15 protein-coding genes are annotated in these 12,689 nt (G+C 35.0%); 9 read left to right on the forward strand and 6 right to left on the reverse strand.

The window, feature by feature from the left end; genetic code table 11:
- Positions 1–38: 38 nt before the first annotated feature.
- Positions 39–452, reverse strand: a complete 414-nt coding sequence (gene rpsL, locus WFK35_RS01935) for a 30S ribosomal protein S12 (RefSeq protein WP_336731087.1) — start codon at positions 450–452, stop codon at positions 39–41.
- 439 nt (positions 453–891) lie between these two features.
- Here rpsL and WFK35_RS01940 point away from each other — a divergent pair, with 439 nt between their 5' ends.
- The 4 genes from WFK35_RS01940 to WFK35_RS01955 all read left to right on the forward strand — a co-directional run bounded on the left by WFK35_RS01940 (position 892) and on the right by WFK35_RS01955 (position 3,861).
- Positions 892–1,368, forward strand: coding sequence for a Dps family protein (locus WFK35_RS01940; protein WP_076391832.1), 477 nt, complete (start codon positions 892–894; stop codon positions 1,366–1,368).
- A gap of 92 nt (positions 1,369–1,460) precedes the next feature.
- Positions 1,461–2,639 (forward strand): nicotinate phosphoribosyltransferase, encoded by a 1,179-nt coding sequence (gene pncB / locus WFK35_RS01945; protein WP_336731089.1) that lies wholly within the window; start codon positions 1,461–1,463, stop codon positions 2,637–2,639.
- 10 nt (positions 2,640–2,649) lie between these two features.
- On the forward strand, positions 2,650–3,114 hold the full coding sequence (locus WFK35_RS01950; protein ID WP_336731091.1) for a YciI family protein: 465 nt from the start codon (positions 2,650–2,652) through the stop codon (positions 3,112–3,114).
- Between the two features lie 12 nt (positions 3,115–3,126).
- Positions 3,127–3,861 (forward strand): hypothetical protein, encoded by a 735-nt coding sequence (locus WFK35_RS01955; protein ID WP_336731092.1) that lies wholly within the window; start codon positions 3,127–3,129, stop codon positions 3,859–3,861.
- 35 nt (positions 3,862–3,896) lie between these two features.
- Here the strand turns inward: WFK35_RS01955 and WFK35_RS01960 are convergent, their stop codons facing one another.
- Entirely contained in the window at positions 3,897–4,070 is a 174-nt protein-coding gene (locus WFK35_RS01960) for a bacteriocin-like protein (protein ID WP_336731094.1), read from the reverse strand.
- Positions 4,071–4,200: 130 nt separating this feature from the next.
- Here WFK35_RS01960 and WFK35_RS01965 point away from each other — a divergent pair, with 130 nt between their 5' ends.
- Positions 4,201–4,956 carry a DUF5995 family protein gene (locus WFK35_RS01965; RefSeq protein ID WP_336731095.1) on the forward strand — a complete coding sequence of 252 codons (756 nt, stop codon included), beginning with the start codon at positions 4,201–4,203 and terminating at the stop codon, positions 4,954–4,956.
- A gap of 48 nt (positions 4,957–5,004) precedes the next feature.
- Here WFK35_RS01965 and WFK35_RS01970 read toward each other — a convergent pair whose 3' ends face one another.
- A complete protein-coding gene (locus WFK35_RS01970) occupies positions 5,005–5,664 on the reverse strand; it encodes an SGNH/GDSL hydrolase family protein (RefSeq protein WP_336731097.1) in 660 nt (219 codons plus the stop codon).
- A gap of 280 nt (positions 5,665–5,944) precedes the next feature.
- Here WFK35_RS01970 and rmuC point away from each other — a divergent pair, with 280 nt between their 5' ends.
- Together rmuC and WFK35_RS01980 are read left to right on the forward strand one after the other, a co-directional pair.
- Entirely contained in the window at positions 5,945–7,447 is a 1,503-nt protein-coding gene (gene rmuC / locus WFK35_RS01975) for a DNA recombination protein RmuC (protein WP_336731099.1), read from the forward strand.
- A gap of 65 nt (positions 7,448–7,512) precedes the next feature.
- Positions 7,513–8,280 carry a TrmH family RNA methyltransferase gene (locus WFK35_RS01980; RefSeq protein ID WP_336731101.1) on the forward strand — a complete coding sequence of 256 codons (768 nt, stop codon included), beginning with the start codon at positions 7,513–7,515 and terminating at the stop codon, positions 8,278–8,280.
- 127 nt (positions 8,281–8,407) lie between these two features.
- Here WFK35_RS01980 and WFK35_RS01985 read toward each other — a convergent pair whose 3' ends face one another.
- Positions 8,408–8,677, reverse strand: coding sequence for a hypothetical protein (locus WFK35_RS01985; RefSeq protein WP_235133050.1), 270 nt, complete (start codon positions 8,675–8,677; stop codon positions 8,408–8,410).
- Positions 8,678–8,861: 184 nt separating this feature from the next.
- On the opposite strand from WFK35_RS01985, the gene WFK35_RS01990 reads away from it, so the two are divergent.
- Positions 8,862–10,040 (forward strand): hypothetical protein, encoded by a 1,179-nt coding sequence (locus WFK35_RS01990; protein ID WP_336731102.1) that lies wholly within the window; start codon positions 8,862–8,864, stop codon positions 10,038–10,040.
- Entirely contained in the window at positions 10,024–10,302 is a 279-nt protein-coding gene (locus tag WFK35_RS01995; protein ID WP_336731103.1) for a hypothetical protein, read from the forward strand. The genes WFK35_RS01990 and WFK35_RS01995 overlap by 17 nt, the downstream gene beginning before the upstream one ends.
- A gap of 251 nt (positions 10,303–10,553) precedes the next feature.
- Here WFK35_RS01995 and WFK35_RS02000 read toward each other — a convergent pair whose 3' ends face one another.
- A complete protein-coding gene (locus tag WFK35_RS02000) occupies positions 10,554–11,129 on the reverse strand; it encodes a 5-formyltetrahydrofolate cyclo-ligase (protein ID WP_336731104.1) in 576 nt (191 codons plus the stop codon).
- A 5-nt stretch (positions 11,130–11,134) separates the two neighbouring features.
- On the reverse strand, positions 11,135–12,502 hold the full coding sequence (gene trhO / locus WFK35_RS02005; protein WP_336731106.1) for an oxygen-dependent tRNA uridine(34) hydroxylase TrhO: 1,368 nt from the start codon (positions 12,500–12,502) through the stop codon (positions 11,135–11,137).
- Positions 12,503–12,689 lie beyond the last annotated feature (187 nt).

The following is a 12,689-nucleotide window of genomic DNA, read 5'->3' on the forward strand; positions in this document are numbered from 1 at the left end:
TTTCGTCTTTCTCATTGTTTCTGTACCTTATTTAATGATTATTTTTTCTTTCCTTTTGCTGGTGCAGCTGGTGCCTGACCTGGTTTAGGTCTCTTAGCTCCGTACTTCGATCTTCTCTGCGTTCTCCTATTTACACCTGCAGTGTCTAATGCACCTCTTACGATGTGGTAACGTACTCCCGGTAGGTCTTTCACCCTTCCGCCTCTAACCAATACTATCGAGTGCTCCTGAAGATTGTGTCCTTCGCCCGGGATATAGGCATTCACTTCTTTACCGTTAGAAAGTCTTACCCTTGCAACTTTTCTTAGTGCAGAGTTAGGTTTCTTAGGTGTAGTAGTATATACTCTCGTACATACACCACGTCTTTGTGGACAAGAATCTAGGGCAGCCGATTTGCTCTTCTTGGCAAGCGTGGCTCTTCCTTTTCTTACTAATTGTTGAATAGTAGGCATTTAATTGCTTTTTATTTTAGGGTGCAAAAATAGTAATATTTTTTTAATTAACAAGCAGTTATATAGAAATAATATTTTTATTTAAAATTTAATTAACAGATAGTTACGGTTTATCAACAATTGCAACACGAACATTCCTATTCCAGTGAAAATCTTTGATATTATTTTTAAGTTCTTCCAGATTATTTATTAATACAAATGGGTATTGTTAAAATAAGCAGTGGCTCCAGCATCATTATCTACAATTTTTGACTTTACTATATAATAATATGTATATAGAACAGGGTTATTAAATTGGTGCCACAAATTGGAATGCAAAAACTACCACATTTAAATTCATTCTAAAAATATCAAAGATAAGTATCATCAATCATGAAACCGCATTTTCGGCACAATATTTACTTAATTTTGTTTCAGAAAAATAAACTACAATATAGATATGAAAAACGCCAACATTATCGGTCTTAAAGAAACCGACTGCAAAAAGATTTCAGAAAAATTAAATATTCTTTTAGCTAACTATTCCGTATTTTATCAGAATACAAGAGGCTCTCACTGGAATATTAAAGGAGATCAGTTTTTTACACTTCACCCTAAATTTGAGGAACTATACAACAGTCTTGTTTTAAAGATTGATGAAATTGCAGAAAGAATTTTAACATTGGGTGCTACACCGGCTCACAATTATTCAGACTACCTGAAAGTATCAACCATAAAAGAAAGCGTGGAAGTAAGCGACGCTACGAAAAGTGTTGAAAACATTTTAAATTCATTCAAAGTAGTTATTGATCTTCAGAGAGAACTTTTAGATATTACTGATGCAGCGGGAGACGAAGGAACAAACTCTCAGATGAGCGATTACATTACAGAACAGGAAAAAGAAGTATGGATGTACAACTCTTATCTTGGGAAGTAAAGAAAAAAATTTTCCTTAAAAAGTAAAAAAATCACCTTACATTTAGGTGATTTTATTTTTAATAACTATATTTGCGTATAAATTACACAATTATGCACAACGTACGATTAAACTCTATTTTAGATAACGACTTTTACAAAATAACCATGCAGAATGCGGTAGTAAAATTATTCCCAAGCTCTGTAGTAAAATATGAATTCATTAACCGCGGAAAACATCAGTTTCCTGAAGGTTTCGATGTTGCTTTAAGAGAAGCGGTTAATAAAATGGCAGAACTGAAGTTGACGAAAGATGAAAAAAAATTCATGGCAAGAACCTGCCCTTACATTGATCTTCCCTACTTAGATTTTCTGGAAGGCTATCATTATGATCCTTCCGAAGTTAAAATTCATCAGGAAGGAAGCGATCTTTCTGTAACGGTTGAAGGACTCTGGTACAGAACAATTCTTTGGGAAGTTCCTTTACTCGCACTCATCAGCGAGCTTCATTACGAAATGAACCACATGGAAAGAGATTCCAATGAAGTAGTGATGAATAAAACCTTGGAAAAAGCAGAAACACTGGCAAAACTGGGCGTTAATTTCGCAGAATTCGGAACCCGCAGAAGACATTCCCATAAAGTTCAGAATCTGGTTATGGAAGCTTTAACACAAAAGAAAGAGTCTACATTTATAGGTTCTTCCAATGTGCATTTCGCAATGAAGTATGGTGTAAAACCTATCGGAACCCACGCTCACGAATGGTTTATGTTCCATGCTGCGGAATATGGTTTCAAGATGGCAAACGAACTGGCTCTGGAACACTGGGTAGATGTTTACCGCGGAGATTTGGGAGTTGCCCTTTCAGATACCTATACAACGGATGTTTTCTTTCAGCAGTTTGATAAAAAGTTTGCAAAACTTTTCGACGGTGTTCGTCACGATAGCGGCGATCCTCTGGAATTCGCAGATAAAACCATTGCCCATTATGAAAGACACGGCATTAATCCGCTATTCAAATATATTATTTTTTCAGACGGTTTAAATCTTGAAAAAGTAGAAGAAATCACCAATTACTGCAAAGGAAAAATCGGAGTTTCTTTCGGAATCGGAACTAATCTTACCAACGATGTCGGCTTAAAGCCAATGAATATTGTCATGAAACTTATCGGCGTTCAGGCTCCGAATAAAGAATGGATTCCAACTGTAAAATTATCCGATGAACACGGAAAATATACCGGAGATCCTAAAATGATTGAATTGGCGAAAGAATTTTTAAGAATAAAAGATTAAAACAGAAATGATGAAAAAAATTATCTTATCAGCTTCAATTTTTGCAACAGCATTTTCGTTTGCTCAGAAAACTACAGAAAAACCGAAGTTCAACGAAAAATTAGCTACAGAACTGGGAGCCGATAAATACGGAATGAAGCCGTACGTAATCGTAATGCTGACGACAGGAACTACAAAAATTGAAGACAGGACAAAAATGGCTGAATTAATGAAAGAACATTTAGCCAACATCGGAAAACTTGCTAAAGAAGGAAAAGTTGTAGTGGCAGGACCGTTTACCTCAGATAACAAACAAAATTTTGAAGGGATGTTCATCTTCAATACAAAATCCCAAGAAGAAGCAGAATCATGGGTAAAAACAGATCCCGCTGTAAAAGCAGGAGTCTTCGGATATGAAATCTTGCCATGGTATGGATCCGCAGCTCTGCCTTTATACCTGAAGCACCATGAGGAAATTGCAAAAGAAAATCCTTAATTACTAAGGTCAATGAGAAAATTATCTTACGTTTTATTGTTACTATTATTAATTAACTGCAAGAATAAATCTTCCGTATTTGAAGTAAAAATAAATCATGTTTCAAAAAATATTATTGATGAACTTAAGCATTTAAAAGAAGAGGAAACCAACTTTTCCGGATTACTTTATAAAGATAAAAAATACGAAGTGCGGAAAAGCTGCTCTGGTGAATGGGGAGGAACTGTTTATTTTAAAAACAGACAAAACAATGTCATTCATTATGCCGCTGCAACCTGCCCTGTTTCTGTAAATAAAATAGATGGAAAATACTACATTTCAAATTCTTTAGCACATATGCAGGGATTTTCAGAAATTCTGGAAATTTCAGATCCTGAAAAAATGGAAATAGCTAAGAAAATTCCAGTTTATCATCCCGATATTATAACTCGGGAATATGAATCAGAATCAACTTTAGGAACAAAAAAAATTCTTGACACAACCAGAGTTCTCATCATATCAAGTTTTGTATATAATAAAAAGCTGTATTCAATAATTTCAGGTATTGACGGAACAAAAACAACCATTTCAGAATTAAAAAATAACCGGTTTGAAACAGTAACTGAACTTCCTGAAAAGATTTTTTATTCAGAACCCATTATTGTTAAAAAAGCAGAGAATGATCTTGAATTGTATTTCCAACATCCCCAAAAAGGAATTATGAAACTTCATGATAATAAAATTCAAATAACGTATTACGAAAAATAAAAAACAGGCTGTCAAAATTATGACAGCCTGTTTTTCTAATAATCAATGCAAATATAAGGTTTACGCGCAAGTACACAACAATAAGGATTACTGCAGAAGGTATATCCCGGATTACAGACTCCGTATTCTAAAGGAACTTGACAGTTTTCATAAAGCCCTCCTGAAATTGTTTTCAGCTCTTTTCGGCTTAAAGATTTTAAATTTTTCATAGTATTTTGTTTAATTTGCTCCTACTCTTAAGATTTTCGGACACCTCTATAATAATTCCTTTTATAGAGATTTAAATATACAAAATATTTTTACACAAGGTTTTCTTATCTTTATAAAAAACAAAACAACATGAAAACCATTGAAGAAGTTCTGAAAAAATTAGACGAAATCATTATTTGGGCGAAAGAAAATCAAAGTCCTGTCGGATATTTTGCTTGTACCTACAGAATTATGACGGCGCAGGTTCTGAAAGGAATTCAGCAGAAAAAATTTGAAGACAATCCGAGAATGACTGTACTGGATATCGCTTTTGCCACACGTTATCTTGAAGCATGGGAAGCCTATTCGAAAGGACAAAAATGCACCAACTCCTGGTTTTTAGCTTTTGAAGCCGCAAAAAACAAAAATCTGCTCATCTTACAGCATATTTTCTTAGGCATGAATGCTCACATCAATCTCGATTTGGGAATTTCCGCTGCATCCATTATGCCTTACCGAAAAATCAACCCGCTGAAAAAAGACTTCGAAAACATCAACAATGTGATTGCCTCCATTAACCAGAAAGTTCAGGATTCTTTAAACAAGATTTGTTATCCAGTAGAATTAATTGACAAATTTTCCAACGGAAAAGACAACGCTGTTCTGGACTTTGCCATTTCAAAAGCGAGAGATACCTCTTGGGCGACTGCCGTTATTGCATCGAATACACCCAACTTTCTGAGAGAAAACGTGATCGGAATCGTAGATTACGCCGCCGCAAAAGTTGCCACCCAAATTTTGAATCCTAAAATTCTCACTCCTTCTTTATTAAAGGAATTGAAAAAATGCGAGAGCAGTGACGTGGTGAAAAATATAGAAATTCTGGCTTCTACCAAAAATGTTTAACTTCTTATGTAACCTTACCATTAATTTAATTCGATTAGAGCAAGACTCTTAGTTTTTGCCTAGTTTTTTCAAAAGAATAGCTTCCATCTTTTCGTAGCCTTTTGCTGTAGGATGGATCTCATCTTCGGTGTAGATTTTATCCAGTCCGTTTCGGGAATCTTTCATTTCCGAATGATAATCCACGTACGGAATATTATTCTTTTTCGCATACGCTTCGATCATTTTATTCAGGGCAATTACTTTTTCCGCCGGATGCATATCTTTTCTCCAGCCGAAATCATAAGCAGGAAGTACCGAACAAAGTACCACTTTTATATTATTCTCTTTTGCAAGTTCCACCATCGAAACAATATTTCCAAAAACTTTATCCAGAGAAATCGGTCCCTGATTTTCCGCAATATCATTCGTTCCGGCAAGAATAATAACGCGTTTCGGTTTTAGATTGATGACATCTTCACGGAACCTTAAAAGCATCTGCGAAGTTACCTGTCCGCTAATTCCCCTTCCGACAAAATTATTCTTTGTAAAAAATGAAGGATCTGTAGAAAACCAGCCTTCCGTAATAGAATCCCCCATAAAAACAGTATTGGGAATTGTCTTCTTTGCTAAAACTTCCTGATTTTGCTTTTCATATTTAGCATAATTGGCAAAATCCTGCGCTGAAAAAATGGATGAAAACATAACCGCTGCAATGCTTAAGAATTTCATGAAACTTATTTTTGATTTGAAAAGATGAAATAACGGAAAACAAATTGATCCTGCAAATATCTTTCCCGAAAAACCAAAACTTTTAGTTGATTAATTTTTAACCACAAAGTCACAAAAGATTTTTAATTTTTTATTATACCGAAAGTTTTGAATATCGTAATCAACGTATTATAATGATCTTTTGCAGCTTTTGCGGTTAAAAAAAATAATTTCTAATATAAAACTTACGGTTTTCCATAAAAGAAATCAATTTTCCTTTTTGTAATTTTGAAAAATGGAGATGACATATTTAATTATAGGATTTATAGCCGGAGGAATTCTTGGTGCGGTTATTTTATATTTCGCCCAGAAATCGTCTACCGTTTCGAGGAATTCTTACGATGAACTCAATAATTTACACATTAAAAACAGTTCCGATTTAGAAAATTCCAATCAGAAAATTCAGGAATTAACACAGAATATCAGCAAAGAAAAAGAAATCAATGCACAGCAGAGCGACCTTCTGAATGACCTGAAAAATGAATTTGCCAAAATTTCTGCGGAACACGCTTCTTTAAGCACTCAGTTTTCCGAACAGAAAGAATTTAGCGCTAAACAGAATCTTCAGATCGAAAATCTTTTAACAGAAAAACAGACTTTATATGCAAAAAATTCAGAGCTTTCCGCGATTAACGAAAGCTTACAGAAATCTTTGCAGACGCAGAAAGAAGAAATCGCGAAAATTCAGGAGGAATCTAAATTGCAGTTCGAAAATTTAGCCAATAAAATCCTTGAAGAAAAGACAGAAAAATTCACCACCTTAAATCAAAACAACCTTAAAACCATCCTTGAACCATTTCAGGAAAGAATCACGGAATTGAAAAACCGCGTGAATGAAGCCTACGAAAAGGAAAACAAAGAGCGTTTTTCTCTTGCCGAAAAAGTAAAAGAATTAGCAGAACTGAATCAGCAGATTTCTGAAGATGCAAAAAAACTGACGAGAGCTCTGAAAGGCGAAAGCAAAACACAGGGAAACTGGGGAGAAATGATCCTCGAAAGCATTCTTGAAAAATCCGGTCTGGTAAAAGGTAGAGAATATTTCCTTGAACATGAGCTTCGTGATGAAGACCACAAAGCATTGTTCTCAGAATTTTCCGGTAAAAAAATGCGTCCCGATGCGGTTATAAAATATCCCGATGAAAGAAATGTCATCATAGATTCTAAAGTTTCGCTCACAGCTTTTACCGAACTGGTAGACGAAACCGATCAGGATGTTTATTTAATGAAACTCAATCAGCATTTATCTTCCATTAAAAATCACATTACGCAGCTTAGTCAAAAAGCATATGATGATTATGGAAAATCTCTGGATTTTGTGATGATGTTTATTCCGAGCGAACCGGCTTATATTGCAGCGATGCAGGCAGACCAGAATCTTTGGAATTTTGCCTACGAAAGAAGAATTCTGCTGCTGAATCCAAGCAACCTTATTACTTCTTTAAAACTGATTGCCGACCTTTGGAAGCGCGAATATCAGAACAGAAATTCCATGGAAATTGCGGAAAGAGGAGCAAAACTCTATGATAAATTCGTAGGTTTTATCGAAAATCTGGAAAAAGTAGGGAAAAATCTGGATCAGGCAAAAAATGTTTATAACGATGTTTACAAACAGCTTTCAACAGGAAATGACAATTTGGTGATCCAAACCCAAAAGCTGAAATCTTTGGGGATAAAAAATAAGAAAGACCTTCCGCAGAGTCTGGTAGAAAACTCCCAGACCGCACTGGAAAATTTAGAAGAATAAAATGTACAACCTCAGATCGGCTCTGAGGTTTTTATTTAACTGCAAATTTTAACTAATTTTGCAGGATGTTAATAGAAAGCTTTCAGAACGAAAAAGTAAAATATATTACCAAACTTCTTACCGATAACAGATTCCGTAAAAAATCGGATGTTTTTGTGGTGGAAGGACAGCAGGAAAACGACCGCGCTCAGAAGTATCATTTTGAACCGCTGGAATTTTTTATTTGTGAAAGTATTTTTCAGAAAGAACTTCCCAAAGGAAAAATTCATCTCGTTAGCGAAAAAGTATACGAAAAAATCGCCTATCGCGGAACTTCGGAAGGAATTATCGGGGTTTACAAAACAAAAGAAGCGGATTTATCTTCATTTAAACCAAAGGAAGATTCTACGATCATTATTGTAGAAGGTGTTGAAAAACCGGGAAATCTGGGTGCCATTTTGCGCAGTTGTGAAGCCTTCGGAATTGATGCTTTGATTGTTTCAGACGGAAAAACCGATTTTTATAATCCGAATGTAATTCGCTCAAGTGTTGGTTGTTTATTCGGAATGGAAGTTTTTCAGGCAGAAAACCATGAAACATTAGATTTTCTTCAGAAAAACAATTTCAATATTTACACAACGATTATGGATGAAACTGCCGAAGATCTTTACAAAAGAGATTTCAAGCAGAAATCTGCCGTTTTATTCGGGACAGAACATTCGGGCTTAAGTGATTTCTGGATCGGGAAAGGAAAGAACACATTGATTCCGATGGCAGGAAGCATTGATTCTTTAAACCTGAGCAATGCGGTAGCAATCACGTGCTACGAAACACTGAAGCAGAAGAAGGGATAATTTGGCTGTTGGAGATTAGTTGATTGTTTATCGTTGATCGTGATCAGATCAACTGACAATCGTTACAATATAAGCATAAAAAAACCGTTCCACTGAGTGAAACGGTTCTTTTATTTTTAAGCTTAGATTATTTCTTAGCAGCTTCTTCTTTCTTAGCTTCAGCTTTGATTTCTTCTTTAGCAACTTTTGCATCAGCTTTAACTGAATCAGTAGTAGCAGCACCAGCAGCTTTAACTGAATCAACTTTAGCAGTTGTAGTAGAATCGATAGCAGCAGTAGCAGAATCTGTAGCAGCAGTTACTGAATCTGTAGAAGCTTCAGTAGTGTTAGCTTCAGTTTTTTTACAAGCAACTAAAGAGATTGCAGCGATAGCAGCTACGAATAATGACTTTTTCATAATAAATTAAATTTAATTTTGTTAATATTGTTTTATAAAATCTTTTCTCTGTTCTGTTATTTGAACAAGACAAAGGTAGAGCAGATAGAAAATTTGTTTAGGAAAAATAATTGTAATACCTTTGTAAAATAGTTTTACAAAAAAACATTACTGATAATCAATAATTTAATTATTTTAGAATAAATTGACGGACTTAGATCTATTACATTTTGAGCAGCTGAAAAAGGATGTCCAGGCTCAATATCTGAAAGAATACACTCCTTCCTATGACGATATTTCGAAATGGAAGGGTATCGACATCATTTATTTTCAGGAAGATCTCAGAAAAAAGGCAAAAGGGAACATCAGCGAAAAATCTTTTTATACTTATTTCAAGAATTCTCCGGTTACTAAACTGCCACGAATCGACATGCTGAATTTACTCAGTATTTATGCGGGATACGACTCATGGTATGAATTCAAAAAACAGCATCTTTTTGCAGGTGAATTGCTGCAGGATGATGAAGATTTGAAAGACGATGAGCTGAAAGAACTGGAAAAAACAGTTTCTGCATCTCTGGATTTGCCTAAAGATGAAGATTTGCCTAAAAAACAGGAATTTAAAACCCCTGAAAACTCCGATTTACAAAAATCAATACCTGAAAATCAATTAATTAATAAAAATTCAGAGACTGAAAAAATTTCTTTAGCAGACGCTGAAAAACCGAAGAAAAATTTCTTCAAAAAGAACGTTTGGGCAATTGTAACGACTATTTTAGTAATTCTTACCGGACTTTTAGGATTTAAAGATGCGATCTTCCAAAAAACTTATGTCTACTGTTTTACGGATGCCGACAGAAATTTGAGCATTCAGCGTGAAATAGAAATCAAGGTAATCAAGGAAAACGAATCTCCCATTCTTTACAGAATAAAACCCGGAGAATGTTTCAGGTATGCTACAAAGGATAAAAATCTTAAAATGCAGATCAGTTCTCCGTTTTATGAATATCTCGAAGTGAACCGAAATTTGGAAAATGCCCCTGAAGAAGAAACCATCGAACTTAAACCTGATGATTATAAGATGGCGCTTTATTATTTTTCCACAAAGGATGTAAAAGGCGGAAATTCTGAGGAGCAGAATGATCTTATCACCCAAAAAAGAAGACAGCTGGAAAACCGTATCAGCAATAACGCCGTAATTACACAGGTTTACGACAGCGATATTTACGGACTTGAAACTTTAGACAAGGAAGATTACATCACTTTAGTCACTACACCTACAACATCACTTAAAAACCTTAATGTTATCGAAATGAAAACAGATAACAAAGGAAAAATTGTATCTATTAAATTTAAAATCTCAGCCAATGAAAACAATAAATAACTTTTTGTTTTTTATCATATTAATAGGATTCACCATGACTTCGTGCGTTAAAAAGGAAGAAAACGGAGTACAGAGCGATCTGGAAAAACTAAGAAACACCAACAACAAGACAGTAAAAATGGATAGCACACAGGCTATTAATTCCATTACCTCCCAAAAAGTACAGGATGTTCTGGATTTGTCTACCTTATATCTTTCGGGACAGAGAAATACGGAAATTGATACGGCAATTTATTCCAAAATAGAAAAGTATTTCCAGTAGTCTGATTCTACTACCTTTAAGGATCTTTTTAAAGAACTAGAAAGCCTGAATGTAAAAAAAGTACGTGTCAGCAATCTGAATGTTTTCCAGAAAATAAAGGAAAAAGACACGCTGAATTTCGCCAAATTCAATGTGGAATATTTTGGGGATAAAAATAAATCGTTGGGAAATTTTGAACGGAATGCTCAATACACTTTGGTATCAAAACCGGCTCAGAAAAGCAAGGAATTTAAATTTTACTTTGTGAAATTTTACTCCGATGCTCTTGAAAAAGACAGTACATCATCCGGCGTTACCAAATAGTCGAGCGGAATATCATTTTTCCAGACATCATCGATATTTTCTTCGGGGTTAAAGTAATTAACTCCGATTTTTTTTGTCTTTTCCGAAAGTGTTTCAAAAAAGCCATCGTAAAAACCTTTTCCGTATCCCACCCTGTTTCCTTTAGAATCACAGTACAGCAAAGGGGTAATAACAAAATCAAAGTCCGGAACTCCCGAATCTTCATTAGAAACCGGCTCGGAAATTCCCCATGAATTTAATTCATATTCTGTATCGGAAAAAATTTCAACAGAGATCAGTTTTGTTTCAATAATTTTAGGTATAAAAACTCTGATCTTTTGGCTTAAAAAGTAATCGATAAAAATCTGTGTATTAATTTCCTTAAATTTCTCAATCGGGATGAAAATGTGGATTTTCTGGCTTTGAAAAGGTTTGAAATATTCAATGAAATTTTTAAAAATCTTTCCAGATAACAAGAAAGCCTCATCAATCGACAAGGCTTTTCTTTTTTGCATATATTTTTTTCTTAATTCTGCTTTTAACATAGTTTTTATGCGTTATCAGAATCGAGGATTTTATACAATTTATCAGACAGACGAACTCTGAAAGGAAGTTCGAAAGTAATCTGATCTCCTGATTTTGCAACATCGCTGAAAGCTCCGTTCACAAAGATCTGAGAGATGGTTATTTCCTGATCTCCCGTTGTCGGCCCGGAAATTAACACTTTATCTCCTACTGCAAGTTCATTGTTTTCAATTAAAAATTGAGCAATTTTAGATTTTGAATAATAATGTTCCGCCTTTCCGATCAAAGTCTTTTTAACTTTTATTTTCTGACGGATATCTTTTGTTTCAGCTTTTGCCAATGGTGCATCCGGCAAATTTCCTGACTTTTTAAATTTCAAAGCTTCAGATTTTCCTTTTCTGAATACTTTATTTCCTACCTGAAGACCCTTTCTTTTAGCAACCTGCTCTTCCCATGGCAAATGAATGGTTTCCTGACATTCTGTCGAACAGCAGTTTTCCATCGCCGCTTTACATTCATCACACTGGATAAACAATAAATGACACGCATCGTTCGCACAGTTCGTATGATTGTCACACGGTTTTCCGCATTGGTGACACTGCGCAATAATGTCGTCGGTAATTCTTTCGCCTAATCTATGATCGAATACAAAGTTTTTACCAATAAACTTACTTTCTATGCCTTCTTCTTTTATCTGACGGGTGTACTCAATAATTCCGCCTTCCAGCTGAAATACATTTTTGAAACCCTGATGTTTGAAATAAGCACTCGCCTTTTCGCAACGGATTCCTCCTGTACAGTACATCAAAAGGTTTTTATCTTCTTTGAAATCCTGTAGCTGCTCGTTAATAATCGGCAGACTTTCTCTGAAGTTTTCCACATCGGGAGTAATTGCTCCTTCAAAATGCCCTACTTCACTTTCGTAGTGATTTCTGAAATCAACGACAATAGTGTTCGGATCTTCAAGCAAACTGTTAAATTCTTTTGCTCTTAAATGAACACCTTTATTGGTAACATCAAAAGTCTCATCGTTCAGACCATCGGCTACGATTTTGTTTCTGACTTTGATGGTTAATTTTAAAAATGAATGATTGTCCTGCTCTACTGCTACATTCAAACGAATGCCTTTCATGAAATCATATACTTCGAGAGTGTCGCGAAATGCCTCAAAATTATCCGCAGGAACGCTCATTTGTGCATTAATTCCTTCGTGTGCTACGTAAATACGCCCAAGCGCATCAAGTGCATTCCAGGCTATAAATAAATCATCGCGAAATTTTTTGGGATCTTCAATTTTGGCATACGCATAGAAAGACAGAGTAAGGCGCTCTTTTCCGGCCTCATCAATTAATCGAGCTCTTTCTTCTGCGCTTAAGGTGTTGTACAGTTGCATGCTATAAACGTTTTAAGTGAGAAAATTTTTGCAAAGATAATTATTTTAAGATAAATCCGAAATATAAAATTTATCAGGTATACATTAAGATTGGTACTCTTTTGGCTTCCGTATTGTCAGCATGATTTAACTTGTGACATTTCAAACATCAATATGCCATAATGTCATTAAGATTTTTTTAAGGATC

Source organism: Chryseobacterium sp. VD8, assembly GCF_037149975.1.
Classification (GTDB): Bacteria; Bacteroidota; Bacteroidia; order Flavobacteriales; family Weeksellaceae; genus Chryseobacterium; species Chryseobacterium indicum.

Excerpts from the sequence above, each read along its gene's own strand:
- rmuC (WP_336731099.1), top strand. The coding sequence starts at position 5,945 with ATGACATATTTAATTATAGGATTTATAGCCGGAGGAATTCTTGGTGCG.
- WFK35_RS02000 (WP_336731104.1), bottom strand. The coding sequence starts at position 11,129 with ATGTTAAAAGCAGAATTAAGAAAAAAATATATGCAAAAAAGAAAAGCC.
- WFK35_RS01965 (WP_336731095.1), top strand. The coding sequence starts at position 4,201 with ATGAAAACCATTGAAGAAGTTCTGAAAAAATTAGACGAAATCATTATT.
- WFK35_RS01970 (WP_336731097.1), bottom strand. The coding sequence starts at position 5,664 with ATGAAATTCTTAAGCATTGCAGCGGTTATGTTTTCATCCATTTTTTCA.
- WFK35_RS01980 (WP_336731101.1), top strand. The coding sequence starts at position 7,513 with ATGTTAATAGAAAGCTTTCAGAACGAAAAAGTAAAATATATTACCAAA.
- rpsL (WP_336731087.1), bottom strand. The coding sequence starts at position 452 with ATGCCTACTATTCAACAATTAGTAAGAAAAGGAAGAGCCACGCTTGCC.
- WFK35_RS01950 (WP_336731091.1), top strand. The coding sequence starts at position 2,650 with ATGAAAAAAATTATCTTATCAGCTTCAATTTTTGCAACAGCATTTTCG.
- trhO (WP_336731106.1), bottom strand. The coding sequence starts at position 12,502 with ATGCAACTGTACAACACCTTAAGCGCAGAAGAAAGAGCTCGATTAATT.
- WFK35_RS01995 (WP_336731103.1), top strand. The coding sequence starts at position 10,024 with ATGAAAACAATAAATAACTTTTTGTTTTTTATCATATTAATAGGATTC.
- pncB (WP_336731089.1), top strand. The coding sequence starts at position 1,461 with ATGCACAACGTACGATTAAACTCTATTTTAGATAACGACTTTTACAAA.
- WFK35_RS01985 (WP_235133050.1), bottom strand. The coding sequence starts at position 8,677 with ATGAAAAAGTCATTATTCGTAGCTGCTATCGCTGCAATCTCTTTAGTT.
- WFK35_RS01940 (WP_076391832.1), top strand. The coding sequence starts at position 892 with ATGAAAAACGCCAACATTATCGGTCTTAAAGAAACCGACTGCAAAAAG.
- WFK35_RS01955 (WP_336731092.1), top strand. The coding sequence starts at position 3,127 with ATGAGAAAATTATCTTACGTTTTATTGTTACTATTATTAATTAACTGC.
- WFK35_RS01960 (WP_336731094.1), bottom strand. The coding sequence starts at position 4,070 with ATGAAAAATTTAAAATCTTTAAGCCGAAAAGAGCTGAAAACAATTTCA.